Annotated in this window: 24 protein-coding genes; 11 read left to right on the top strand and 13 right to left on the bottom strand. The window is 64.0% G+C overall.

Annotated features, from left to right (window positions below; all coding sequences use genetic code 11):
- Positions 1-933 carry a lipoyl synthase gene (lipA, locus tag J7S20_RS03690; protein WP_284052873.1) on the bottom strand — a complete coding sequence of 311 codons (933 nt, stop codon included), beginning with the start codon at positions 931-933 and terminating at the stop codon, positions 1-3.
- A gap of 66 nt (positions 934-999) precedes the next feature.
- Here lipA and J7S20_RS03695 point away from each other — a divergent pair, with 66 nt between their 5' ends.
- Positions 1,000-1,632 (top strand): carbonic anhydrase, encoded by a 633-nt coding sequence (locus tag J7S20_RS03695; protein WP_284052874.1) that lies wholly within the window; start codon positions 1,000-1,002, stop codon positions 1,630-1,632.
- Here J7S20_RS03695 and J7S20_RS03700 read toward each other — a convergent pair.
- The 3 genes from J7S20_RS03700 to aspS are packed head-to-tail and all read right to left on the bottom strand — an operon-like array spanning position 1,605 to position 4,832.
- Positions 1,605-2,405, bottom strand: a complete 801-nt coding sequence (locus J7S20_RS03700; RefSeq protein ID WP_284052875.1) for a polyphosphate kinase 2 family protein — start codon at positions 2,403-2,405, stop codon at positions 1,605-1,607. The two genes, J7S20_RS03695 and J7S20_RS03700, sit on opposite strands and share 28 nt — an antisense overlap.
- Entirely contained in the window at positions 2,402-2,980 is a 579-nt protein-coding gene (locus tag J7S20_RS03705; protein WP_284052876.1) for an HD domain-containing protein, read from the bottom strand. Before J7S20_RS03705 ends, J7S20_RS03700 begins: the two co-directional genes overlap by 4 nt.
- A gap of 25 nt (positions 2,981-3,005) precedes the next feature.
- Entirely contained in the window at positions 3,006-4,832 is a 1,827-nt protein-coding gene (gene aspS, locus J7S20_RS03710; protein ID WP_284052877.1) for an aspartate--tRNA ligase, read from the bottom strand.
- A 102-nt stretch (positions 4,833-4,934) separates the two neighbouring features.
- On the opposite strand from aspS, the gene rnd reads away from it, so the two are divergent.
- Together rnd and J7S20_RS03720 are read left to right on the top strand one after the other, a co-directional pair.
- A complete protein-coding gene (gene rnd / locus J7S20_RS03715; protein WP_284052878.1) occupies positions 4,935-6,128 on the top strand; it encodes a ribonuclease D in 1,194 nt (397 codons plus the stop codon).
- Positions 6,107-6,406, top strand: a complete 300-nt coding sequence (locus J7S20_RS03720) for an I78 family peptidase inhibitor (RefSeq protein WP_284052879.1) — start codon at positions 6,107-6,109, stop codon at positions 6,404-6,406. The genes rnd and J7S20_RS03720 overlap by 22 nt, the downstream gene beginning before the upstream one ends.
- Here the strand turns inward: J7S20_RS03720 and J7S20_RS03725 are convergent.
- Genes J7S20_RS03725 through J7S20_RS03740 form a run of 4 tightly spaced genes read right to left on the bottom strand, consistent with a single transcriptional unit; the run spans position 6,393 to position 11,986 of the window.
- Positions 6,393-7,907: a Ppx/GppA family phosphatase gene (locus J7S20_RS03725; RefSeq protein ID WP_284053392.1), complete on the bottom strand. Its 1,515-nt coding sequence runs from the start codon at positions 7,905-7,907 to the stop codon at positions 6,393-6,395. The two genes, J7S20_RS03720 and J7S20_RS03725, sit on opposite strands and share 14 nt — an antisense overlap.
- 13 nt (positions 7,908-7,920) lie before the next feature.
- Positions 7,921-10,104, bottom strand: coding sequence for an RNA degradosome polyphosphate kinase (locus J7S20_RS03730; protein ID WP_284052880.1), 2,184 nt, complete (start codon positions 10,102-10,104; stop codon positions 7,921-7,923).
- Positions 10,101-10,730 carry a P-loop NTPase family protein gene (locus J7S20_RS03735; protein ID WP_284052881.1) on the bottom strand — a complete coding sequence of 210 codons (630 nt, stop codon included), beginning with the start codon at positions 10,728-10,730 and terminating at the stop codon, positions 10,101-10,103. Before J7S20_RS03735 ends, J7S20_RS03730 begins: the two co-directional genes overlap by 4 nt.
- The gene (locus tag J7S20_RS03740; RefSeq protein WP_284052882.1) at positions 10,727-11,986 is read right to left on the bottom strand and encodes a heavy-metal-associated domain-containing protein; all 1,260 of its coding nucleotides are present in this window, start codon (positions 11,984-11,986) and stop codon (positions 10,727-10,729) included. Before J7S20_RS03740 ends, J7S20_RS03735 begins: the two co-directional genes overlap by 4 nt.
- Positions 11,987-12,048: 62 nt before the next feature.
- On the opposite strand from J7S20_RS03740, the gene purM reads away from it, so the two are divergent.
- From purM to J7S20_RS03760, 4 genes are read left to right on the top strand one after another with little or no spacing between them, the layout of a single operon-like run.
- Entirely contained in the window at positions 12,049-13,155 is a 1,107-nt protein-coding gene (gene purM, locus J7S20_RS03745; RefSeq protein ID WP_284052883.1) for a phosphoribosylformylglycinamidine cyclo-ligase, read from the top strand.
- On the top strand, positions 13,148-13,717 hold the full coding sequence (gene purN / locus J7S20_RS03750; protein ID WP_284052884.1) for a phosphoribosylglycinamide formyltransferase: 570 nt from the start codon (positions 13,148-13,150) through the stop codon (positions 13,715-13,717). The genes purM and purN overlap by 8 nt, the downstream gene beginning before the upstream one ends.
- Entirely contained in the window at positions 13,714-14,085 is a 372-nt protein-coding gene (locus J7S20_RS03755; RefSeq protein ID WP_284052885.1) for an MmcQ/YjbR family DNA-binding protein, read from the top strand. The genes purN and J7S20_RS03755 overlap by 4 nt, the downstream gene beginning before the upstream one ends.
- Positions 14,082-14,723, top strand: a complete 642-nt coding sequence (locus J7S20_RS03760; protein ID WP_284052886.1) for a hypothetical protein — start codon at positions 14,082-14,084, stop codon at positions 14,721-14,723. Before J7S20_RS03755 ends, J7S20_RS03760 begins: the two co-directional genes overlap by 4 nt.
- A gap of 15 nt (positions 14,724-14,738) precedes the next feature.
- Here J7S20_RS03760 and J7S20_RS03765 read toward each other — a convergent pair whose 3' ends face one another.
- The 4 genes from J7S20_RS03765 to J7S20_RS03780 form a co-directional block, all read right to left on the bottom strand.
- Positions 14,739-15,245 carry a GNAT family N-acetyltransferase gene (locus tag J7S20_RS03765; protein ID WP_284052887.1) on the bottom strand — a complete coding sequence of 169 codons (507 nt, stop codon included), beginning with the start codon at positions 15,243-15,245 and terminating at the stop codon, positions 14,739-14,741.
- Positions 15,246-15,258: 13 nt separating this feature from the next.
- A complete protein-coding gene (ndk, locus tag J7S20_RS03770; RefSeq protein WP_284052888.1) occupies positions 15,259-15,681 on the bottom strand; it encodes a nucleoside-diphosphate kinase in 423 nt (140 codons plus the stop codon).
- Positions 15,682-15,761: 80 nt separating this feature from the next.
- A complete protein-coding gene (locus tag J7S20_RS03775) occupies positions 15,762-16,202 on the bottom strand; it encodes a DNA polymerase III subunit chi (protein WP_284052889.1) in 441 nt (146 codons plus the stop codon).
- 7 nt (positions 16,203-16,209) lie between these two features.
- Positions 16,210-17,685 (bottom strand): leucyl aminopeptidase, encoded by a 1,476-nt coding sequence (locus J7S20_RS03780; RefSeq protein WP_284052890.1) that lies wholly within the window; start codon positions 17,683-17,685, stop codon positions 16,210-16,212.
- A gap of 168 nt (positions 17,686-17,853) precedes the next feature.
- Here J7S20_RS03780 and J7S20_RS03785 point away from each other — a divergent pair, with 168 nt between their 5' ends.
- From J7S20_RS03785 to rsmA, 4 genes are all read left to right on the top strand, one after another.
- A complete protein-coding gene (locus J7S20_RS03785; RefSeq protein WP_284052891.1) occupies positions 17,854-20,103 on the top strand; it encodes an LPS-assembly protein LptD in 2,250 nt (749 codons plus the stop codon).
- Positions 20,104-20,185: 82 nt separating this feature from the next.
- Positions 20,186-21,538, top strand: a complete 1,353-nt coding sequence (locus J7S20_RS03790) for a peptidylprolyl isomerase (protein WP_284052892.1) — start codon at positions 20,186-20,188, stop codon at positions 21,536-21,538.
- 13 nt (positions 21,539-21,551) lie between these two features.
- Positions 21,552-22,562, top strand: coding sequence for a 4-hydroxythreonine-4-phosphate dehydrogenase PdxA (gene pdxA / locus J7S20_RS03795; RefSeq protein ID WP_284052893.1), 1,011 nt, complete (start codon positions 21,552-21,554; stop codon positions 22,560-22,562).
- On the top strand, positions 22,559-23,392 hold the full coding sequence (gene rsmA, locus J7S20_RS03800; protein WP_284052894.1) for a 16S rRNA (adenine(1518)-N(6)/adenine(1519)-N(6))-dimethyltransferase RsmA: 834 nt from the start codon (positions 22,559-22,561) through the stop codon (positions 23,390-23,392). The genes pdxA and rsmA overlap by 4 nt, the downstream gene beginning before the upstream one ends.
- A gap of 3 nt (positions 23,393-23,395) precedes the next feature.
- On the opposite strand, the gene J7S20_RS03805 is transcribed toward rsmA, so the two are convergent.
- On the bottom strand, positions 23,396-23,911 hold the full coding sequence (locus tag J7S20_RS03805; RefSeq protein WP_284052895.1) for a tetratricopeptide repeat protein: 516 nt from the start codon (positions 23,909-23,911) through the stop codon (positions 23,396-23,398).
- Positions 23,912-23,926: the final 15 nt, after the last annotated feature.

Here is a 23,926-nt window from a genome sequence, read left to right on the forward strand (position 1 = left end):
TCAGCTTCTCGCGGCGGCCTTGGCGAGCTTCGCCTCGCGCGCGGCGCGCATCTGCTCGAAATCGTCGCCGGCATGATAGCTCGACCGTGTCAGCGGCGACGAAGCGACCATCAGAAAGCCCTTGGCGCGGGCGATGCTGGCAAAGGCGTCGAACGCCTGTGGCGTGACGAAATCGGCGACCTTGGCGTGCTTCGGCGTCGGCTGGAGATACTGGCCCATCGTCAGGAAATCGATATCGGCCGAACGCATGTCGTCCATCACCTGATGCACTTCGAGCCGCTGCTCGCCGAGCCCGAGCATGATGCCCGACTTGGTGAAGATCGACGGATCGAGCTTCTTGACCTGTTCGAGCAGCCGCAACGAAGCGTAGTAGCGCGCGCCCGGCCGGATCGTCGGATAGAGGCGCGGTACGGTTTCCAGGTTATGGTTGAACACGTCGGGCCGCGCGGCAACGATCATCTCGATCGCCGCCTCGTGCTTGTTGCGAAAATCGGGTGTCAGGATCTCGATCGTCGTATCGGGCGCGTCGCGGCGAAGCGCCTCGATCACCTTGACGAACTGCCGCGCGCCGCCGTCGGGCAGATCGTCACGGTCGACCGACGTGATGACGATATGCTTCAGCCCCATCTGCACCGCGACATCGGCGACATGCTGCGGCTCCTTGGGGTCGACCATGCGCGGCATGCCGGTCTTGACGTTGCAGAAGGCGCAGGCGCGCGTGCAGGTATCGCCAAGGATCATCACCGTGGCGTGCTTCTTCGTCCAGCACTCGCCGATATTCGGGCAGGCGGCCTCCTCGCAAACGGTCGCGAGATTCTTTTCGCGCATCAGCCGCTTGGTCTCGGCAAAGCCGGCCGAAGTCGGCGCCTTTACGCGGATCCAGTCGGGCTTGCGCTGCCGCGGCGGCCGGGCGAGTTCGGTAACGTCGTTCATGACAGGCCAGATAGCGATCCACGCGCGCCCTTGCCACCCCCGCATTGCGCGCTATCAACAACCGCCATGGATGGATTTGCAACACTGCTCGATGGGTATCGGCGCTTCCGTGCCGGTGATTATGCACGCCAGCACGAACGCTGGGCCGACCTGCGCGAAGGACAATCGCCGCAGTTCATGGTCATTGCCTGTTCGGATAGCCGAGTCGATCCGGCGTTGATCTTCGATGTGTCGCCGGGCGAGATCTTCTCGGTACGCAACGTCGCGAACCTTGTTCCGCCTTATGAAGAAGGCGGCGGGCGGCACGGTGTTTCCGCCGCGCTGGAATTCGCGGTCACGCAGCTTGAGGTGCCCAATGTCGTCGTGATGGGCCATGGTTCGTGCGGCGGGTGCCAGGCCGCACTGTCACGCGGGTTCAAGGACGCCCCCGAAGGACAGGGCGCATTCATCTCGCACTGGGTCGACATGCTCGACGAGCCGCGCGACCGAATCGTCGCCGAACATGGCGACGGCGCAGAGGGCGCGCGCGCGCTCGAGCTGGAAACCGTGCGCATCTCGCTTCGCAATCTGCGGACCTTCGACTTCGTCAAGACGCGCGAGGATGCGGGCAAGCTAAAGCTTCACGGTGCCTATTTCGCAATCATGGACGGCATTCTGCACGTCATGGACGATCAGGGCGAGTTCGCGCCCGCCACCTGATCGTCGCCCAGCGCCGATCGGGCCACGCGCCGGACCTCCGGGTCCAGCGGTGGTGCGGTCATCGAAACATTCGCCTCGAGCCGGTCGGCGATGGCGGTCAGCGCCGCTATCCGGGCAGCCTTCTTGTTGTTGCCGTCAATCACGTGCCACGGCGCCCATTCGGTATGCGTGCGTGCGAACATGTCGTGCATCGCGTCGAGATAGTCCTCGCGACGGGCACGGTTGCGATAATCCTCCAGGCCCGTCTTCCAGCGCTTCCACGGGTTCTCGATCCGCGCGCGCAATCGCCTGTCCTGCGTTTTCTGCGTGATGTGCACGAACAGCTTCACGATCGTCGCGCCGTTTTCCGCCTGCTGCTTTTCGAACGCGTTGATCTCGGCGTACCCGCGACGCCACTCATCCTCGGAGGCAAAGCGCTCGACCCGTTCGACCAGCACGCGTCCGTACCAGCTGCGGTCGAACACATTGACGTCCCCCGCTTCGGGCAGTCGCGTCCAGAAGCGCCAGAGGAAATGCCGCGCCTTTTCGTCGGAAGTGGGCGCGGCGATCGGCCAGACCTCGAAATAGCGCGGGTCCCACTCGGCGGTCAGGCGCTTGACGATGCCGCCCTTCCCCGCCGCGTCCCAACCTTCGAGCACGATAATCGCCGGACGCTTGTGGACGATATGCGCGACCTGGATATTGCGCAGCCGCTTCTGGATGGCCTTGAGCGCATTGCCGTAATCGCCGTCGAACTTCGCACCCTTCTCGAAATTCGCCAGCCTGATCGTCACGCCCCGAACCATCCCTTTTCGTTCGCCTCGGCAAGCCGGGCGGACATATAATGCCACAGTCCCGGACATCCGTCACGAATCGGCGCCTCGATCCTGCGAACCACGCGGTCGTAGCTGATCCCGTTTTCGCGCCAGCTTTGGCCCTGGTTGTTCAGGTTCAGAAGCGCAGGCATCGCGCGGTCGAGCGCATTGGCGAAGCGCGCGTCGTCGCTTTCATTCGCCTCGAACTCTTCCCACAGCGCGATCAGCGGCGCAGCGGTTTCCGACGGAAGATGGCCCAGGATCCGCCGGATCGCGGTCAGTTCGTCGCGCTTCGCCGCTTCCCAGTCGATATCGGCAAAGACGATCGTGTCGCCGGTATCGATCTCGCCCAGATCATGCACGAGCAGCATCGTCACCACGCGCGAAATATCGACGGGACTGTCGGCGTGCGGCGCAAGTGCGTGCGCGAACAGCGCGATCTGCCAGCTATGCTCGGCCGAATTTTCATGCCGGTCGAGCCCGATCGGCTTGGTCTTGCGGGTGACATGCTTCAGCTTGTCGATTTCCAGTACGAAATCGACCACCTGCTGCATGCCGCCCGACGCAGTTGGTTGGGGGTCAGCCCGCATCGGGCGCGACGACCTCTGGCACATCCTTTTTCTTGTCGCCCTGCCCCGGCTGTTCGACGATCCGGATGCCGAGTTCACGAAGCTGCTTTGCGGACACCTCGCCCGGTGCCCCCATCATCAGGTCTTCGGCGCGCTGGTTCATCGGGAAGGTCACGACCTCGCGGATGTTCGGTTCACCGGCGAGCAGCATGACCATGCGGTCGATGCCGGGGGCCGAGCCGCCGTGCGGTGGCGCGCCGTATTTGAACGCGTTGATCATGCCGGAGAAGTTCTTGTCGACCTCCTCCTGGCTGTACCCCGCAATTTCGAACGCCTTGTACATGATCTCCGGACGGTGGTTCCGGATCGCGCCCGAGCTCAGTTCGACGCCGTTGCAGACGATGTCGTACTGATAGGCGAGGATATCGAGCGGGTCCTTCGTTTCCAGCGCCTCCATCTCGCCCTGCGGCATCGAGAAGGGATTGTGGCTGAAATCGATCCGCTTTTCGTCCTCGTCATATTCGAACATCGGAAAATCGACGATCCAGCAGAATTCGAAACGGTTCTCGTCGATCAGCCCCAACTCCTCGCCGACGCGTGCGCGTGCGGCACCCGCCAGCTTGGCGGCTTGCGCTTCCTTGCCGGCGGCGAAGAACACGCCGTCATCGGGGCCGAGGCCGATCGCTTCGGCCAGCTTTTCGGTTTCCTCGACGCCGTGGTTCTTGGCGATCGGTCCGCCGAACTCACCGCCCTTGCGGGTGATGTAGCCAAGCCCGGCATGGCCTTCGGAGCGCGCCCATTCGTTCATGTCGTCGAAGAACTTGCGGCTCTTGTCCGCGGTCTTGGGCGCCGGGATCGCGCGGACGACGCCGCCGCCCGACACGATGCGGTCGAACAGGCCGAAGCCCGAGCCCTTGAAATGCTCGGTGACGTCCTTGATCTCGATCGGGTTGCGCAGGTCGGGCTTGTCCGACCCGTATTTCAGCATCGCTTCCTTGTAGGGAATGCGGCGGAACGGCAGCGCGGAGACGCTGCGGTCTCCGGCGAACTCCTCGAAAACGCCGTGCAGCACCGGCTCGATCGCGTTGAACACGTCTTCCTGTGTGACGAAGCTCATTTCGAAATCGAGCTGGTAGAATTCGCCGGGGCTGCGGTCGGCGCGCGCGTCTTCGTCGCGGAAGCACGGCGCGATCTGGAAATAGCGGTCGAAGCCGGCGACCATCAGCAACTGCTTGAACATCTGCGGCGCCTGCGGCAGCGCGTAGAACTTGCCCGGATGGACGCGGCTCGGCACCAGATAGTCGCGCGCGCCCTCGGGCGACGACGCGGTCAGGATCGGCGTCTGGAATTCGGTGAAGCCCTGATCGACCATGCGCTGCCGGATCGAGGTGATGACGTTCGAGCGCAGCACGATGTTGCGGTGCAGCCGTTCGCGCCGGAGATCGAGGAAGCGATAGCGCAGGCGGATATCCTCGGGATATTCGGCGTCGCCCGCCACCGGCATCGGCAGTTCCTGCGCCGCCGACTGGACGGTCGCCTCGGTGACGCGAACCTCGATCCCGCCGGTCGACAGGTTGGGGTTCACCGCTTCCTTGTCGCGTGCGACGACCTTGCCGGTGATCGTGACGACCGATTCGTTGCGCAGGCTCTCGATGACCTGAAATGCCGGCCCGTCGACCTCGGTCACGATCTGGGTGATGCCGTAATGGTCGCGCAGGTCGATGAACACCAGGTCGCCATGGTCACGTTTCTTGTGAACCCAGCCCGAAAGGCGGACTTCCTCGCCGACATGGCCGGGGCGCAGATCACCGCAATTATGGGTGCGATAGGCGTGCATGGTCACTAGGTCTTCCAATTTTCCACGAAAAGTTGATTGGCGCGGGCAATCCGCGCCACACGCCGCTTTGTCAACCCGCACGCGGCGGTCTATGGGGGCAGGATGAATATTCACGACCTGATCGAGGACAGCGCGACCCTCGCCAATCTCTGTTCGCGCCTCGCCCAATCGCCGTTCGTCACCGTCGATACCGAATTCATGCGGGAAAACAGCTATTATCCCGAACTGTGCCTCATCCAGATCGCCGATGAGAACGAGGCTGCCGCGATCGACCCGATGGCGCCCGATATCGACCTCGCCCCGTTGCTCGACCTGCTCGTGAACAACGAGGACGTGCTGAAGGTCTTCCACGCCGGTGGGCAGGATCTCGAAATCGTCTACAACATGACCGGCAAGACACCCCACCCGCTGTTCGACACGCAGATCGCGGCGATGGCGCTCGGTCAGGGGGAACAGATCGGCTATTCGAACTTGGTCGATGCCTATCTGAATGTTCAGATCGACAAAGGCGCGCGCTTTACCGACTGGAGCCGGCGCCCGCTCGACAAGCGTCAGCTCGATTACGCGATCGCAGACGTCACGCACCTGTCGAAGATATTTCCCAAGATGCTGAACAAGCTGCGCAAGACGGGCCGCGGCAACTGGCTGAACGAGGAAATGGAGCGCCTCGGCGATCCGTCCAACTATTTCAACGATCCCGACGCCGCGTGGCGGCGCGTACGCGTCAATAGCCGCAAGGCCGATGTGCTCGGACGGCTGAAATCGTTGGCGCGCTGGCGTGAATTGGAAGCGCAGGGCAAGAACTTGCCGCGCGGCCGCATCGTCAAGGACGAAACGCTGGCCGATATCGCCTCGCACCCGCCCAAAAAGCAGGGTGACCTGCCCAAGGTTCGCGGTCTGTCGGGCGCCTGGGGCGGCAATGATATCGGCGGCCGGCTGATGGCGGCGATCGCCGATGCCGAGCCGCTTCCCGATGCGGAGATGCCGTCGAAGGGTGACCGCAAGCCCTCGCTCGGCAAAGAGGGGGCGCTCGTTGCCGATCTGCTCAAGCTGCTGCTCAAGATTCGCGCGCGCGAGATTTCGGTTGCCGCCCGCCTGCTCGCCCGCTCCGACGACCTCGAAGCGCTGGCGGCGGGGCAGCGGGATCAACTCCCGGTGCTCGAGGGTTGGCGCTATGAACAGTTCGGGCGCGACGCGGTTGCGCTCGTCGAAGGGCGGCTCGGCTTCACCGTCCGTGGCGGCAAGCTGAAGATGACGCGGACCGAGGAGGACGAATGCGACACGCCGCAATCCTGATCCCGATTGGCTTACTGGTTACGGCTTGCGCGCAGACCGCACCTCCCGAGGCTCAGCCGCCGCGCGTCGGCGCCGGAAGCTGCGATGCCAGCGGGCTTGACGACCTGGTCGGACAGACCGGCACGAGCGATCTCGCCGCTGACGCGATGGAGCGGTCGGGTGCCACCAGAATGCGCTGGATACAGCCGGGAATGGCGGTCACGATGGATTACCGGACCGATCGGCTGAACATCAATCTCGACGACCGCAATGTCGTCACCGGCTTCAAGTGCGGTTGAAGACCTCGACTCTCGGTTCGAGCTTCAGCCCGTCGGCCAGGGCGCGGTGACGCCGCTCTACCGTTTCGCTGTAGAGCGCGCGGTCGGCGTCGTCGGTCAGGCCCAGCGTGATCGCGCCGTGCTCGGACAGCAGGAACGACCGGTTTAGCGGTCCCGCCACGCCGCCGCTCCACCGTTGGCCAAAGCGCATCGCGAGACCCCATTGCACCGCACGTTCGAGCTCGTGGAGTTCGGCAAGTTCGTGAAGCGGCTCGGCGATATCGGTTCCGCCGCCAAGCGAGGTGAACAGTGCCTGCGCAACCAGCGCACGCCCCCATGCATCGATCGCGACCCAGTTGCCGTGAAGTGCGATTTCAAGCCCGCGTTCGGCGCGGAAATCGGGGTTGGCGCGCCATCCGACATCGGCAAGCAGGCACGATACATGCCGCAACCGCGTCATCTCCGCGTCTTCATCGACGAACAGCGGCGCGATCCATTCGTCGAGAAGGTCACCATGTTCGGGAAACCGGCCGAGCCGCCGCCCTTCCTCGCGCGCGGCGACGATAAGCGGGTCCTGCCGCTGCTCGTCCTTGTCGAGCGCGCCGTATAACAACCCCTCGCGCAGGCCATATGCCGAGACCACGGTGTTTTCCGATCCCAGTTCCTGCAACAGCACGGTCAGCAACGCCCCGGCGTCGCCGAGCGTCGGCACGCGCCCGCTCGACAGGTTGGGTATCGAGCGAAGCTTGCCGTTCGAGACATGCGAGATCGTCCGGCGCAACCGCGCGATATTGTCGAGGCCCATGGTGTAATTGTGGATGACGGGCAGCGGATAGCCGGTCAGGTGCATGTCGAGCCGGGCCAGCGCACGCCAGGAACCGCCGACGAGATAAAATGGCAGCCCTTTCCCGCGTCCGCTCCACCCCGCATCGCCGAGCAGCGCGGCCACGCGCTTTTCAAGGCCACGCTTACGCTTCTCGCGCAGCGCTCCGATGCGCAGAACACCAAGTGGAAAGGAGGCGCGGTCCTGAATCTCGCCATTCGCCACGCGAACCAGTTCCAGGCTTCCGCCACCCAGATCGCCGACGATGCCGTCCGCATCGGGTATCGCCGACAGCACCCCCCTCCCCGCTGCCAGCGCCTCTTCCTCACCCGACAACAGCATGACGTCGAGCCCAAGGCTGGCTGCAAAATCGAGCAGTTCATGGCCGTTGCTGGCCTCGCGGACCGCCGCAGTTGCAACGGTGTGGAGATCATCGACCTTCATCTCGCGTGCCATTGCGGCGAACCTCGCCAGCGCAGGTCTGGCCAGCGCAAGCGCCTCTTCGGCTATCTCTCCACTGTCGGAAAGGTTGCGGCCCAGCCCGGCCAGTACCTTTTCGTTGAACAGAATGCCCGGCAGACGGCGCGGCCCGCCATAGACGACGAGCCGGATCGAATTCGACCCGATGTCGATGATCGCGCTTTTCGAATGTCGCGCTTCCGCATCCGGCCTCGGCTTGCGGAACAGGCGTGTCGCGATGCCGGTGGCGATCCTACTTCTCCCGGTGCAGCGGCCGACGGCGGAGCTGAAGTTTCTTTGGCATCGATTCGGCGCTGTCCGATGCCGCCCCGCGCCCCGACAAGGAAGGGTTGGTCATGAAATAGCGATGCAGATTGAACGGCCGCGAGCCGCGTTCGATCCGCTGATAGGTGCCGTCGGGGTTCAGTTCCCAGCTCTGCTCGGTATCGATCAGATTGGCGACCATCACCTGGTCTAACACCTGATCATGGACGGTCGGATTGGTGATCGGCAGCATATATTCGACCCGCCGGTCGAAATTGCGCGGCATCCAGTCGGCCGAGGATATGAAAAGATGCGCGCCGTCGTTCGGCAGGTTTTTGCCGTTGGCGAACGCCCAGATGCGGCTGTGCTCGAGAAAGCGCCCGACCACCGATTTAACGTGGATGTTGTCCGACATGCCCGGGACGCCAGGCCTCAGGCAGCAGATGCCGCGCACGACAAGGTCTATCTCGACGCCCGCATTGCTTGCCTCATAGAGCTTTTCGATCATCGCGGGGTCGACGAGCGAGTTCATCTTGACCCAGATCGCCGCCGGCTTTCCCGCCTTGGCATTGGCGATCTCCGCATCGACCAGACCGATCACCCGTTCGCGCAGGCCGTGCGGCGAGATCGAGATGCTTTCGAGGTCGGCGGGTTCGACATAGCCGGTAATGTAATTGAAGATCTGCGCCGCATCCGACCCGATGTCGGGGTTGGCGGTGAAGAAGCTCAGATCGGTGTAGATCCGCGCCGTGACCGGATGATAATTTCCCGTGCCGAAATGGCAGTAGGTGCGAAAGCCCGATCCTTCGCGCCTGACGACCATTGAAACCTTGGCGTGAGTCTTCCAGTCGATAAAGCCGTAGACGACCTGCACGCCCGCGCGTTCGAGCGCGGTCGCCCAGTATAGATTCTGTTCCTCGTCGAAGCGTGCCTTCAACTCGACCACGGCGGTGACCGATTTGCCCGCCTCCGCCGCCGCGATCAGCGCCTGGATTACGGCCGACTGCTTGCCCGCGCGGTAGAGCGTCTGCTTGATCGCCACCACGTCGGGGTCCTGCGCCGCCTGTTTCAGGAAGGCCAGAACCACGTCGAAGGTCTCATAGGGGTGGTGGACGACGATGTCCTTCGCGCGGATCGCGGCGAAGCAATCTCCGCCATATTCGCGGATACGTTCAGGGAAACGCGGACTGAACGGCGAGAATTTGAGGTCGGGCCGATCTTCGTCGACGATCAGCGCAAGATCGCTCATCGCCAGAAATCCGCCGGTTTCGGTCAGCGTGGCCTCGATACCGCCCAACTCTTCCTGAAGCACCGCCTCCAGCTCGGGGCTCATATCGGTTTCCATTTCCAGCCGGATGACGCGCCCCCGGCGGCGGCGCTTGATCGCGCTGCGGAAATAGAGAACGAGGTCCTCGGCCTCTTCCTCGATCTCGATATCGCTGTCGCGCAGGATGCGGAACGCTGCTGCCGACTTCACCCGGTAACCGGGAAACAGCAGCGACGAGAATCGCTTGATGAGCGTTTCCACCGCCACATAACGGGCACGGTCGCCGGGAAGCCGGACAAAGCGCGGAGTCGTTGCGGGAAGCAGCACCAGTTCGCGGACGGGCGCTTCGTCCGATTCGCGGACGAGATCGAGAATTACCGACAAACCCTTGTTCGGGATAAACGGAAAGGGATGCGCGGGGTCGAGCGCCTGCGGCGTCAGGATCGGAAATATCTGCTCGCGGAAGTGGAGCTCCAGATCCTCCGCCGCCGCGGCACCGATCGATTCGGCGTCTATGACATCGATTTCCACCTCGGCGAGTTCTGCATGAAGTTCGCGCCAGATCGCCTGCTGGTCATCGACCAGCTCGCTGGCCTGTTCGACGATCGCCGCAAGCTGCTGGCTGGGCGTCAGGCCGTCGGCCGAGCGCTGTTCGACACCCTGTACCTGCTGACCCTTCAGCCCGGCGACGCGCACCATGAAGAATTCGTCGAGGTTCGATGCAGAGATCGACAGAAAGCGTAACCGTTCGAGCAGCGGATGTGCGGGATTGCAGGCTTCTTCGAGAACGCGGCGATTGAACGCCAGCCACGAAAGCTCGCGATTGAACAGCCTGCGCCCATCGTCCTGGCTTTCCTCGTCGCGTGCCGAGGGTTCCTCGATCTGTGCCGTACCGCTCTGGCTCATCGCTCCTCATCCTCTATCGGTTCGCAAAGCAGGGGACTGCCGCCCAGCACCTCTTTGGCGACGGGAATCGTCAGTTTCCGTCCGCGGCGCCCTTCGATCCCGTCCTCGATCGCGTCGACCACGCGCAGCACCGCAACATAGCTCCGCTCGATCCTGCGTGCGAGCCATTGCACCACATCGGGCCGCGCCAGAATGTGCCGTCGTTCGAACAATCTCTCGAGCAACGCCGCCATCAGCGCATCGTCGGGCGGATCGATCCGTAATACCGGGGTCGCGGCGAGGCGCGAGCGCAGATCGGGAAGCTGCACCTCCCATTCGGGCGGTACGGCGTCGGCGACCATCAGCAGCGGCTTGCGTTCGGCCTGTGCGCGGTTCCAGGCGTGAAACAACTCGGTTTCGTCATAGTCCTGCGCATCGTCGACAAGCGTGCCGCCGCTGCGTGTCGCGAAAATGCGCGCCAGCAGGCTCCGCCCCGATTTTCGCGGTCCGGTGATGATCGCCGCCATGACCGGCCATGACGCGCGGTGTTCAAGCATTCGGACTGCCCGTGCATTGGCTTCGCCGATCAGGAATTCGTCCTCGCTCGCGTCGGCGGGCCAGCCGAGCGGGAGTTCGGCCTGTCTCATCCGCCTGCAGCGTTGCTCGGCTGGCCGCCGCCCGAAGGCGCCGAGGGACGACTGATGCGAAGTGTGTTGCCGCCCTGGCTGACCTGATAGCCGCGCGATTCGAGCGCCGAGCGCAGCGCCTGGACGCTGCCCTGATACGATACCTGCATCACCGAAACTCCGCCCAGCGCGAGGCTGGTCGTAACTGCGGAACTGACGCCCGGAATACCGCGCAGAACGGCTTCGGCGCTGGTGACCGATCCGGCCGAGGGCGAATCGAACTGGATATTCACCGACAGGCTGTTGGCGGCCGGCGTCGACGGCGCGCTCGGTGTCGGCGTTTCGGTCACCTCGGGCGACTGATCGGCTTCGTCGGGCTGTTGTTGTTCTTCTTGTGGGGGACGATAGGTCAGCAGCGGATCGACGCGCAGCGCGCCATCGTTCAACGCCTTTTCATAGGCGGCGTTGATCCGCTTTACGCCCTCGTCGAGCAGCGCGTCGAGCGCATCGCCATTTTCGACGCGCAGCGAAAATTGGGTGATTCGGGTGTTGTCGGGGCCGTGTCCCGCGGTGAAGGTGGCGATGATGGGGCCGCCCGGCCATTCACGCATGATCCTGACCTGCGGGATCAGCACGTCGGACGCGCCATATTGCCGCAATACCGTGCGCCACCAGCCGCGTCCGCGCCGCGATACCTGGCCGGCATTGATCAGCAGCGGATCGGGGCCCGTTCCCGCCGGGCGCAGATAGTCGATGCTGCTGCCGCCGCTGCGGAACCGGCTCCACGCGTCCTGCCAGGCCGTGTCGCGTTCGAGTGTCGTCCCGACGCCGCCCGACCACTGGACGGGCACGATCAGCATCGGCGCCGAACGGGTCACCTGCGTGGCGACACCCAGGATCGACCCGGCACGGGCGCGGCTGAAGGTTACGCCCAGATCGGCGATGTAGCGGTTGGGGCCGATTTCCTCCTTGTCGATGACGATCGCGCTGACCAGCGAATCGAGCGCCGAATCGGACAGCGACCCGTCATGCCCGGTCAGCCGCTTCGACAGCATCGACCAGCCTTTGCGCTGCGCGATTCGCCATCCCGCCTCGCGCGCGTCCTCGGACGTCTTGCCGGTAACGTCGACATGGATGCCGTTGACCTCGAAGCTTCCCGAGTTGTCGGCGGCGGTATAGCCGCCATCCGCCTCGCTCTGCGCGAACAGGGCGCTACCGACCGGAAATGCGAGGGCCAGCCCGGCGATCAGGGCTAAAGAGGTACGCGATATCGTCATGCGCGCCTCTTTTGGCGAAGCGGGCGTGGAAATCCAAGCGCGTTCTGGCTAGTGGCGAAGGCATGAGCGACGAAACCGGGCAGGAAAGCCCTTACAGCTACGCCGATGCCGGCGTTTCGATCGAAGCAGGCAACGCGCTGGTCCGCGCGATCGGCCCGCTTGCCCGTGCGACCCGGCGTCCCGGCGCCGATGCCGATCTGGGCGGATTCGGCGGCGTTTTCGATCCCAGGGCCGCCGGGTTCAAGGATCCGCTGCTGGTTGCTGCCAATGACGGGGTCGGCACGAAGCTGAAGCTCGCCATCCAGCACAACCATCATGACGGAGTCGGGATCGACCTTGTTGCGATGTGCGCCAACGATCTGATCGTGCAAGGCGCCGAGCCCCTGTTCTTCCTCGACTATTATGCGAGCGGCAAGCTCGACAACGCGGTTGCAGAGCGTGTGGTGGCCTCGATCGCCGAAGGCTGCAAACAAGCGGGCTGTGCGCTGATCGGTGGCGAAACGGCGGAAATGCCCGGCATGTATGCCGATGACGATTACGATCTCGCCGGCTTTTGCGTCGGCGCGGTCGAGCGTGATGCCCTGCTCGACGGATCTCAGGTGTCGGCGGGCGACGTGATCCTGGGCCTCGCCTCTTCGGGCGTGCATTCGAACGGATACTCGCTCGTCCGCAAGCTGGCGGCGGACAAGGGTTGGCAGCTCGATGGCCCCGCCCCGTTCGATCAGGACCGGTCGATGATCGACGCGCTGATGGCCCCGACCCGCATCTATGTGAAGTCGCTGCTGCCGCTGTTGCGTGACAAGCGCATCCATGGCCTTGCACACATTACCGGCGGCGGGCTGCTCGAGAATATCCCGCGCGTGCTACCGAAGGGTTGCCACGCGACGGTCGACGCCGACCGGTGGGATCAGCCACGTCTCATGGCGTTCCTACAGGCGCAGGGTGCGATCGAGCCGGAGGAATTTGCCCGTACCTTCAACTGCGGTGTCGGCATGGCGGTGATCGTCGCGGCAGACGAATTCGAAGCGATCGCCGCCGAACTGCGCGACGCGGGCGAAACCGTCTTCGCGATCGGCAAGGTCGAAAGCGGCGACAAGGGGTGCACCGTGCGCGGCAGCGCCGGAACGTGGAGCGCCAAGGCGGACTGGTCCGCGAGGCACCATGGCTAAGCACCACGTCGGCATCCTGATCTCGGGCCGCGGATCGAATATGGCGGCGCTCGTCGAAGCGTCGCGATCATCCGATTGCCCGTATGAGGTCGTGCTCGTGGCGAGCGACAAGCCTGCCGCGCCCGGACTGGCATGGGCCGCCGACAACGGGATCGCCACCTTTGCGAAGTCGCCCAAGGGCATGGCGAAGGCCGAGTATGAAGCTGCGATCGACGCCGCTCTTCGCGAGGCGCGCGTTCAGACGATCGCGCTTGCCGGCTATATGCGCTTACTTTCCGACGCATTCGTTGCGCGGTGGCGAGGGCGCATCGTCAACATCCACCCGTCGCTGCTGCCCAAATATAAGGGTCTCGATACCCATGCGCGCGCCATCGCTGCCGGCGATACGAAGGCCGGAGCGTCGGTCCATATCGTAACCGAGGAACTCGACGGCGGAGCGGTGCTTGGACAGGCAGAGGTGCAGATACATCGCGACGATACGCCGGAAACGCTTGCCGCGCGCGTATTGGAGGAGGAACATCGCCTCTATCCGAAGGTGCTGGCGGAGTTCGTGACGCGATGACCACCGAAGCAACGCTCGCCCGCGTGCGCGACGTCTGCCTCGCGCTACCCGAGGCGCGCGAGAAGCTGTCGCACGGCATGCCCGCCTTCCACATCGATAAGGGCAAGATGTTCGCCTATTTCTGGAACGACCATCATGGCGACGGCGTAACCGCGCTGATCGTCAAGACGAGTGGGCAGGAAGAGCAGGAAACGCTGATCGAGATCGATCCCGACTGCTATTACCGGCCGCCCTATTTCGGTCCCTCGGGCTGGGTCGGAATGCGGCTCGATCGCGACGAGATCGATTGGGACCGCGTCTCCGACCGCGTGGCGATCAGCTGGGAACTCGTGGCGCCCGCGCGGCTGCTGGAGGCGGGCGGCCGGTGAGCGACGAAACCCCGCCGACAGAGCGTCCTCGCTGGCGGCGCTGGCTGACGCTTGGCGAAATTCTTGCCGTCATCGGCCTGCTGATCTCCGGTTTGACGCTCTGGAACAATGTGGCCATGCGCCACAGCCAGGAAGATGCGCGCACCGACGAAGCGGCGCGCGAGGCGAAGGCGAAGCAGATCGCCGAACGCGAACAGGCGCTGGTATCGTTCAACGGCACATCGAAAAGCGGCGGCGACATATTGGTCCTGCGCGATATGGCCGATCACGGTGTGCAGAGCATCGACGTGCGCTTCCCGCCCTCGCTGGGCCTGCCCGTACAGCAGGCGCTCGTCCAGCCGGAGATCAAGGCGGGCTGGTTCGAAAACAAGCTGCTTGCGATCACCGATGGCGGTCCCGACGCGGTCGAGGGGCGGCTGCCGGTCGCAATCACCGCGTCGTATTGGGACGGCGACCAGCATCGGACGGACAAGGCGATCTACGACGTGGTGTTCACCACCGAAGGCCGAATCCTGCGCGGACGCGATCTGAAATTGCGCGGGGTCGTCTTGCGCCAGCGCGTCCATGGTGACGCCGGAAAACGGCTCGACACTTTGTGGAAGGCGGAGCGCAAGCGGCTCGAAGCGCTCAAGAAATAGCGAGCGGACGGCGTCTTACAGCGCGCGGGCGTACACCACATCTTCGTGCCAGGTCTTTCCGACCAGAAATCGCCGTTCGCCGGCAAGCTCGAACCCATGGCGTTCGTAAAAGGTGCGGGCGCGGTGGTTTTCGCCATATACGCCCAGCAGGACGCGACCGCGCCCCAACGCCCGCGCATCGTCCAGCGCGCGCTCCATCAACGCCCGGCCCGTTCCCGAGCCATGGAGGCGCGACAGGACATAAATGCGCTTCAGCTCGATGTCCGCAGCGCTGGTCGTGATGGGAAGGTCGGGCGTCGTCAGCACCGAATAGCCGACCGGAGCGTGCCCCTGCCCGGCCTCAGCCAGCGTCACGACGCTGCCGGGGTCGGTGAACCAGGCATCAAAGGCCAGCTGCGAATTGTTCGCCGCGCAGTGCGCCACGATGTCGCTGCCGTCCAGGATTCCGGCAAACGCATCGAGAAAGGTCGCCGATGCGACCAGCGACAGCGCGGCGGCGTCCCCCGCCTCCGCGCGTCGCAATCGGACAGAAGGATCAGCCGACAATTTCTTCGGGCTTGAAGAAGAACGCGATCTCGGTCGCGGCATTTTCATCCGAATCCGAACCATGGACCGAATTGGCTTCGATCGATTCGGCGTAGGTCTTCCGGATCGTGCCTTCCTCGGCATTTTCCGGGTTCGTCGCGCCCATGATGTCGCGGTTGCGCTTTACCGCATCCTCGCCCTCGAGAACCTGAACGACGACGGGACCGGATGTCATGAACGCAACCAGATCGTCGAAGAAGGGACGCTCCTTGTGGACGGCGTAAAAGCCTTCCGCCTGCTCGCGGGTCATCTTGATGCGCTTGGAAGCGACGACGCGCAGGCCGGCGTCTTCCAGCATCTTGGTGACCGCACCGGTCAGGTTGCGGCGGGTGGCATCGGGCTTGATGATCGAAAAGGTCCGGTTCGCGGCCATGGCCGTGCGGCTCCTGTAATTTGATTGTGAATGAAAGGTGGCGGTTCCCTAGTCGCGCTTGCCCGCTGATGCAAGCGGCGTCAGGCCGCCTGCTCCCAGCGCCCCTGCTCGTTCTGCTTCCAGTAGCGCCGCTCGACACCCTCCCGCTCCGCAAGCGATTTCCAAGCCTGTCGCGCCTCGACGATGCGTTCCTCGTCGAAGAAGTGAAACACGCGGTCGAAACCGAGCGCGTCGTCGCGCCACACGCCGTCGACAAGCGCGATGTTCCGCGCCTCGTTTCCTGCCGATGCTTCGCCAGCGATCAGTACCGGCTGGACCGTGTCGCTGCCCGCCCCCGCCTGCGCATGCGGCAGGAAGCTGTCGGCGGCATAGGACCATAAGAGCTTGTCGAGCAGGCCGCGCTGCGTTTCGCTTTCGCTGACGATCAGCAGCCGGCCGCCGCCTTCGACCACGCGCTCCGCAATACGCGGCAGCGCGCGGTCGAGCGGCATCAGGGTCAGGTGATAGAAATCGACCTGCACCCGTCCATCACTTCTCGAAATTGTCCGAGACGAACCGGTCGAGAACGCGCACGCCAAAGCCCGTCGCGCCCTTGTCGTAGTTCGGACCGGGCTTGTCCGACCATGCCATGCCGGCGATGTCGAGATGCGCCCAGCGCACGCCGTCGTTGATGAAGCGCTGCAGGAACTGCGCCGCGGTGATCGAACCCGCCGCACGCGGGCCGACATTCTTCATGTCGGCGATCTGGCTGTCGAGCAGCTTGTCATAGGTCGCATTGACCGGAAGCCGCCACAGCTTGTCCCCCGACGCCTGCCCCGCCTCGAGCAGCTGGTCGGCTAGCGCATCGTCGTTCGAAAACACACCGGCATGGTCGTGGCCGAGCGCGATGATCATCGCGCCCGTCAGCGTGGCGAGATCGATGATCGTTTGGGGCGAATAGTTCTTCTGCACCCAGCACAGTGCATCGCACAGCACGAGGCGTCCTTCGGCATCGGTATTGATGACCTCGATCGTCTGACCCGACATCGACTTCACGACGTCGCCGGGCCGCTGTGCGTTGCCGTCGGGCATGTTTTCGACCAGCCCGCACACGCCGATGACGTTCGCCTTCGCCTTGCGCAGCGCCAGCGCCTTCATCGTGCCGGTTACGGCACCGGCACCGCCCATGTCCCATTTCATGTCTTCCATGCCGGCGCCGGGCTTCAGCGAAATGCCGCCCGAATCGAACGTCACGCCCTTGCCGACGAGCGCGAGGTCGAACTTGTCGCTGTCGGGATTGCCCTTCCACCGCATGACCAGCAGTCGCGGTGCGCGGCGCGATCCCTGCGCCACGCCGAGCAGCGCAAGCATGCCGAGTTCGCGCATCTGCTTCTCGTCGAGCGCCTCGACCTCGATCCCGGCTTCCTTCAGCTTTTCGGCGCGCTCGACGAAGCTTTCCGGGTACAGAACGTTGGCCGGTTCGGTGACGAGTTCACGCGTCAGCTCCATGCCCTGGGTCACGGCATTCGCCGCCTGCCACGCCGCTTCCGTGCCCTGCGGGGCTCCTACGACGGTCAGCGTCTTCAGCGTCGGCTTCTGTCGATCGGCCATCGTGGTGCGATAGATGTCATAACGCCATGCGCGCTGCGCCGCGGCTGCTGCGAACCGCGCGGTGCCGGTCGCGTCGACATCGGCATGACCCGCCATATCGACCGCGATGGAGGCCGCGCCCGAGGCAAGATATTTAGCCGCGACGGCACCGCCGGCACGTTCCAGGTCACGCTCGGTTCCGCTGCCGATACCGACCAGCGCATATTGCGATACCGCGTCGCTGCCATCGGTAAACACCTCTACCAGCGTGCCGGCATCGCCCTCGAAACGGCTGGCCTTTGCAGCGTTGCCGAGCAGCTTTCCCGCGGTTTCGCCAAATGCACTCAGGTCCTTTCCGGCAAGACCGCCTTTGGGAACCGGGAATATGACGACGGAAGCATCGCTGGGGCGATTGGCGGCGAACTGGATTTGCATGCGGACGTATTTCCTTGTCTTTTCGCTTTGGTTGCTTGCACAGGCGCCCGATGTAGGGAAGTGAACGCGAAACGGCAAAGCCTGCTTCGTGAGATTGCGGGATCGCCCTGCTAGTGCGATAGGGCCGGCTTTGACCGCAACCGCGGACCAAGGGGAGTTGTTCCAGTCGTGACGCGCAAGGCCCTGTTGCTTTCCGGCGCGCTGTCGCTGTCGCTGTCGCTGTGCGCGGCAACGGCGGCCCATGCGCAGGATCTGCAAGACCGTTCGGTCGAAGCGCCTCCTCCCTCGCAGGACCCGCTGCCCACCGACAGCGAGCAGATTCAGTTCAGCGCCGATACGTTCGAATATGACAGCAAGGCCGATATCGTCACGGTCAGCGGGGATGTGCGGCTGTATCGGCGCGGCGACCGTCTGCGCGCGGACAAGGTCGTGTGGAACCGCAAGACCGGCCAGATCGTCGCGACCGGCAATATCGCCGTCACCAACCCGCAGGGCGACACCGCCTATGGCGACCGGATCGAGCTGACCGACTCGCTGCGCGACGGCATGGTCGAAAACATGCTGGTCGTCCTTGAACAGGGCGGACGCATCGCCGCAAGGCAGGGCACGCGCAACGAAGACGGCACGATCCGCGTCGAGGACGCGGCCTACACGCCCTGCTCGGTCACCGATTCGAAGGGCTGCCCCAAAAAACCGTCATGGAAGATTACCGCGGCCAAGGTCGTGTACGACCCGGTAAAGCAGCGCATCCGCTATAGCGGCGCCAGCCTGGAAGTGTTCGGCCTGCCGATCCCCCTGCCCGCCTTTTCGCATCCGGTGGGCGATACCAGCGATAGCGGATTGCTCGCGCCCGATGTCCGGTACGACCGGGTCAACGGGTTCGAAGCCGCGCTGCCCTATTTCTTCAGCCTCGCCCCGAACCGCGACCTGACGGTCACACCGCATATCTTCACCAGCGCGCTGCCGATGCTGGAGGCCGAATACCGCGAACTGAACGAAATCGGCGCGTTCCGCGTGACGGGGTACGGAACCTATAGCCGGCGCAGCGACGACCTGTTGACCAGCGCCACGCCGGCCAACAGCCAGAACGACTTTCGCGGCTATATCGACGCCGTCGGGCGGTACCAGTTCACGCCGAAATGGAGCGTCAGCGGCTCCGTCCGGCTCACGTCGGACGATACCTTTCTGCGCCGCTACGACATTTCGCGCGACGACCGGCTCCGCAATAATCTGAATGTAGAACGGATCGACCGCGACAGCTATCTCTCGGTTCAGGGCTGGTACGTTCAGACGCTGCGCGCGGGAGAAAGCCAGTCGATGCAGCCGATCGCGCTGCCCGAGATCGATTATCGCCATCGTTTCGCCAATGCGCTGCTGGGCGGCAACGTGCTGCTGCACCTCAATACGCTCGGCATTTCGAGAACCGAGGGCCAGGACACGCAGCGCGCGTTCGCTTCCGCACGCTGGAGCCTGCGCCGCGTGACCACAATGGGTCAGGAGGTCACGCTCACCGCCTATGCCCGCGGCGATGTCTATCATGCCAACAATACGCTTCTCACCACGGTGCCGAGTTATCGTGGTGAAGACGGGGTCCATGCACGCGCGATCGGTGCGCTCGCGCTCGACGTAAAATGGCCGTTCATCGGCAAGTTCATGAACGGGACGCAGCGCATCACGCCGCGATTCCAGATCGTCGCATCGCCGAAGGTCAACAACATGGACATCCCCAACGAAGACGCCCGCGCGGTCGATCTCGAGGATTCGAACCTGTTCGCGCTCAACCGGTTTCCCGGATATGACCGGTTCGAGGATTCGACCCGCTTCACCTACGGCGTCGATTGGGCGGTCAGCCTGCCGGGATTCGAGCTGAACGCGACGGTGGGGCAAAGCTATCGCCTGTCGACACGACCGACCATCTTTCCGCAGGGAACCGGGCTGACCGATCGCTTTTCCGATATCGTCGGCAGGACCGAGCTTCGCTACCGCGATTTCGTCTCGGTCATCCACCGCTACCGGCTCGACAAGGACGGTCTCGCGGTGCGCCGGAACGAAATCGACGCCACGATCGGATCGCGCAAGACCTATGTGATGCTCGGTTATCTGCGGCTCAACCGCAATATCGATCCTTCGCTGGAGGACCTGCGCGATCGTGAAGAGGCGCGCGTCGGTGGGCGCGTGCAGTTCACCAATTTCTGGTCGGTGTTCGGATCGGCGACGGTCGACCTTACCGACCGCAGCGAAGACGTGCTTTCGCTATCCGACGGTTTCACGCCGATCCGTCACCGTCTTGGCATTGCATATGAGGATGACTGCCTAAAGCTTGGCCTCACGTGGAAGCGCGACTATGAAGACACCGGGGATGCTCGGCGGGGAAATAGCTATCTGCTGACATTGGCGTTCAAGAATCTCGGCCGCTAAGCGGGCGTTCAGGCGGATTTTGCGATAGACCGCCGTCACGCGCTCCGGCGCCGCACGAAAAAGGTTTGTGATTTTGCTGACTATGAAGATTTCGAAACTGACGCGATTGGGTTCGGTTGCCGCGATTGCCGGGGGGCTGCTCGCCACGACGGCGCTGGTCGCGCAGACGGTTCCGGACGATGCGACGCCGGCGGCGAATCTAGACCTGCCCGACAATCTGCAGGTGTTCGGCAAGACCGACCCCAATGTTCGCAAGCCCACCGCGATCGTCAACAATGCGGTCATCACCGGCACCGATGTCGATCGCCGTCTGGCGATGGTCGCGGCGCTCAACAACATTACCGTCACCAGCGAAGAACAGCGCCAGCAGCTTCGCTTGCAGATCCTGCGCTCGCTGATCGACGAAACGCTCGAGATTCAGGCGGCCAAGGCGCACGACATCACGGTGTCGAAGGGGGAAATCGACCAGGCCTATGCCCGCCTTGCCAAGCGGTTCAACAAGACCCCCGATGAACTCACCGACTTTCTTCAGAAGTCCGGTTCTTCGGTGGCTTCGCTGCGGCGGCAGATTGAAGGCGAGCTCGCCTGGGGCCGGCTCCTTCGCCAGCAGGTCGAACCCTTCGTCAATGTTGGCGACGAGGAAGTTCAGGCGATCCTGAAGCGGATGGAGGCTTCGAAGGGCACCGAGGAATATCACCTCAAGGAAATCTACCTCTCGGCCAATCCGTCGAACGAACAGCAGGTCTATGCCGAGGGTCAGAAGATGATCCAGCAGATGAAGCAGGGCGCGCCGTTCGAATATTTCGCCCGCACCTATTCCGAGGCGACGACGCGCGCCAAGAATGGCGATCTCGGTTGGGTCCGCCCCGCCATGCTGCCGCAGCAGCTCGCAGAGGCCGCGGGCTCGATGCAGATCGGGCAGGTTGCCGGGCCGATCCAGATTCCCGGCGGATTCTCGATCCTCTATCTGGTCGACAGCCGTCAGGTTCTGACCGCCGATCCGCGCGACGCGCGCCTCAGCCTGCGCCAGTTGACGATCAACTTCCCCAAGGGCACGACCGAAGCGCAGGCGCAGGCCAAGGCTGCCGAGTTCGGGAAGGTCACCCAGTCGATGCAGGGCTGCGGCGACGTGTCGAACGCCGCCGCGAAGCTGAATGCGGAGGTCGTCGACAACGATCAGATCCGGATTCGCGATCTGCCGCCACAGCTTCAGGAAATCATGCTCAAGCTGAAGGTCGGTCAGGCCACGCCGCCGTTCGGCTCACCCGACCAGGGCGTGCGTGTCCTGGTGATGTGCGGCCGCGACGATCCCAAGAGCGCATCGCTGCCCTCGGCAGACCAGATCCAGTCGAACCTCGAGCAGCAGCGCGTCAATCTTCGCGCCGACCGAATGCTGCGCGACCTTCGGCGCGACGCGATCATCGAATATCGCTGAGAGGAGGTAAGCGATGGTTCGGCCGCTGGCGATCGCAATGGGCGATCCCGCCGGGATCGGTCCTGAGATCATCGCCAAATCGTGGACGGCGCGCGAGCTTCATTCGCTCGCGCCGTTCTTCGCGATTGGCGACACGCGCGCGATTTCGGCAGTTGCGGATACGCCTGTCCGGAGGATCGACAGTCCGGAACAGGCCGCCTCGGTATTCGATGAGGCGATCCCCGTATTGCCGGTCGACAGTTCGAGCGAGATTCGTCCGGGTAATCCCGACCGTGACGGCGCGCGGTGCGCGCTGCAGTCGCTCGAGCTTGCTGTCGGGTTGACGCGGTCGCATGCCGCGGGTGCGCTCGTCACCGGCCCTGTCGCGAAACACCGTCTCTACGACATCGGCTTCACCCACCCCGGGCAGACCGAATTCGTTGCCGAACGGTGCGGTGTTTCGCGCGACAATGCGGTGATGATGCTTGCCGGCCCCACGCTGCGCGTCGTGCCCGTGACCACGCACATGCCGCTGGCCGACGTCGCATCGACGCTATCGGTCGAGTTGATCGTCGCCAAGGGCCGGGCAACCGCACGCGGCCTGCAACGCAATTTCGGCATCGACAAGCCGCGCCTCGCATTCGCCGGGTTCAATCCGCATGCGGGTGAGAATGGCGCGATCGGGACCGAGGAAATCGACTATCTGATCCCCGCGATCGAGATCCTTCGTGCCGAGGGCATCGACGCAACCGGGCCCTTTGCCGCCGACACGATGTTTCATGCGCGGGCGCGTTCAACCTTCGATGCCGTCTTGTGCCTTTATCACGACCAGGCGCTTATCCCGATCAAGACGCTCCATTTCGATGAAGGCGTCAACATCACGCTCGGCCTGCCCATCGTCCGCACCTCGCCCGACCATGGCACCGCCTTCGGCATTGCCGGAACCGACGAAGCCGAGCCGGGGGCAATGATCGCCGCGATCCGACTGGCGGCGAGCGCTGCCCAGTTGCGAGAGGAATATGCCGCGGGCTGCCGCGACAAATGAACGCGCCCGGGGCGCCCGATCTTCCTCCGCTGCGCGACGTCATTCGCCGCTATGACCTCGCGGCAAAGAAGTCGCTGGGCCAGAATTTCCTGTTCGATTCGCAACTGCTCGCGCGGATAGCTGCCGTGCCGGGCGATCTGCGCGATCGCGATGTCCTCGAAATCGGCCCCGGACCCGGCGGATTGACGCGTGCGCTGCTCGCTGCCGGCGCGAACGTCACCGCCATAGAGCGCGACACCCGCTGCATTCCGGCCCTTCAGGAGCTCTCAGCCGCCTATCCTGGCAAGCTGCGCCTGATAGAAGGCGACGCGCTCGACATCGACGCCCCTTCGCTCTTTTCGCAGCGGCCGCATATCGTCGCCAACCTGCCCTATAACGTCGGTACCGCGCTCCTCGTCGGATGGCTGTCGAGCGCCTGGGAACCATGGTGGGAAAGCCTGACGCTGATGTTCCAGCGCGAGGTCGCCGAACGGATCGTCGCACGACCCGGCAGCGACCATTATGGGCGACTGGCCGTTCTGGCGCAGTGGCGGACGAGCGCGCGGATCGCGATGCCGGTACACCGTTCCGCCTTCACGCCGCCGCCCAAGGTCATGTCGGCCGTCGTTCATATCACGCCGGGGGTGATGCCTGACGGCATTGATCCCGCCATGCTGGAGAGATTGACCGCGACCGCGTTCGGGCAGCGGCGCAAGATGCTGCGCCAGAGCCTGAAAGCACTGCCCGGTGCGCTCGACGCGCTGGCCGCTATCGGGATCGATCCGACGCGGCGGCCCGAAACGCTCTCTATCTCCGAATTTCTTTCGATCGCACGCTGTCTGAGCGGCTGATCGTCAGTTCTTGTCTTCCGACGTCGGCTCGGGCTTCACCGTCTGTTCGGCGACAACGTTCGCGGGCGGCCCTTTGGCGATGACCGCGGCGAGCTGATCGGCGGCGCCGCACCCCTTGCTGCCGCAGATTTTCTTGATCTTCGCGAGATTCTCTTCAGCCTTGGTAACCGCGCCCTTGGCAACCATCGCTTCGCCCTGACCGCGCAGCGCGGTAACGTCGTTCGGGTCGAGCTTGAGCGCTTCGCGGTAGAAACGGATCGCCTTGCCGTTCAGTCCCTGTGCGTGCGCCACGCCGCCCAGCGCGACAAAGGCAGCACGGTTGCGCGGATCGACGGCAAGCGCGGTTTCGTAATTGTCGTTCGCCGCTTCCAGCTTGCCGGCGGCCTGTGCGGCCTCGCCCTTCTTCACCAGGGCGACCGAACGCGCGTCGATCTGGTTGTCGGGCCGCTGGCCGTAGAGCGAGGTCGATACGCTGACCAACGTCAGGGCAATAGCAGCCGAAATGGCGGTAAACCGCATGATCGTCTCCGATAG

It is taken from the genome of Stakelama marina (genome assembly GCF_018122655.1).
In the GTDB taxonomy this organism is placed as follows: Bacteria; Pseudomonadota; Alphaproteobacteria; order Sphingomonadales; family Sphingomonadaceae; genus Sphingomonas; species Sphingomonas marina.

Coding starts and splice junctions, on each gene's coding strand:
- lipA (WP_284052873.1), bottom strand. CDS start 933: ATGAACGACGTTACCGAACTCGCCCGGCCGCCGCGGCAGCGCAAGCCC.
- J7S20_RS03695 (WP_284052874.1), top strand. CDS start 1,000: ATGGATGGATTTGCAACACTGCTCGATGGGTATCGGCGCTTCCGTGCC.
- J7S20_RS03705 (WP_284052876.1), bottom strand. CDS start 2,980: ATGCAGCAGGTGGTCGATTTCGTACTGGAAATCGACAAGCTGAAGCAT.
- aspS (WP_284052877.1), bottom strand. CDS start 4,832: ATGCACGCCTATCGCACCCATAATTGCGGTGATCTGCGCCCCGGCCAT.
- rnd (WP_284052878.1), top strand. CDS start 4,935: ATGAATATTCACGACCTGATCGAGGACAGCGCGACCCTCGCCAATCTC.
- J7S20_RS03720 (WP_284052879.1), top strand. CDS start 6,107: ATGCGACACGCCGCAATCCTGATCCCGATTGGCTTACTGGTTACGGCT.
- J7S20_RS03730 (WP_284052880.1), bottom strand. CDS start 10,104: ATGAGCCAGAGCGGTACGGCACAGATCGAGGAACCCTCGGCACGCGAC.
- J7S20_RS03735 (WP_284052881.1), bottom strand. CDS start 10,730: ATGAGACAGGCCGAACTCCCGCTCGGCTGGCCCGCCGACGCGAGCGAG.
- J7S20_RS03740 (WP_284052882.1), bottom strand. CDS start 11,986: ATGACGATATCGCGTACCTCTTTAGCCCTGATCGCCGGGCTGGCCCTC.
- purM (WP_284052883.1), top strand. CDS start 12,049: ATGAGCGACGAAACCGGGCAGGAAAGCCCTTACAGCTACGCCGATGCC.
- purN (WP_284052884.1), top strand. CDS start 13,148: ATGGCTAAGCACCACGTCGGCATCCTGATCTCGGGCCGCGGATCGAAT.
- J7S20_RS03755 (WP_284052885.1), top strand. CDS start 13,714: ATGACCACCGAAGCAACGCTCGCCCGCGTGCGCGACGTCTGCCTCGCG.
- ndk (WP_284052888.1), bottom strand. CDS start 15,681: ATGGCCGCGAACCGGACCTTTTCGATCATCAAGCCCGATGCCACCCGC.
- J7S20_RS03780 (WP_284052890.1), bottom strand. CDS start 17,685: ATGCAAATCCAGTTCGCCGCCAATCGCCCCAGCGATGCTTCCGTCGTC.
- J7S20_RS03790 (WP_284052892.1), top strand. CDS start 20,186: ATGAAGATTTCGAAACTGACGCGATTGGGTTCGGTTGCCGCGATTGCC.
- pdxA (WP_284052893.1), top strand. CDS start 21,552: ATGGTTCGGCCGCTGGCGATCGCAATGGGCGATCCCGCCGGGATCGGT.
- rsmA (WP_284052894.1), top strand. CDS start 22,559: ATGAACGCGCCCGGGGCGCCCGATCTTCCTCCGCTGCGCGACGTCATT.
- J7S20_RS03805 (WP_284052895.1), bottom strand. CDS start 23,911: ATGCGGTTTACCGCCATTTCGGCTGCTATTGCCCTGACGTTGGTCAGC.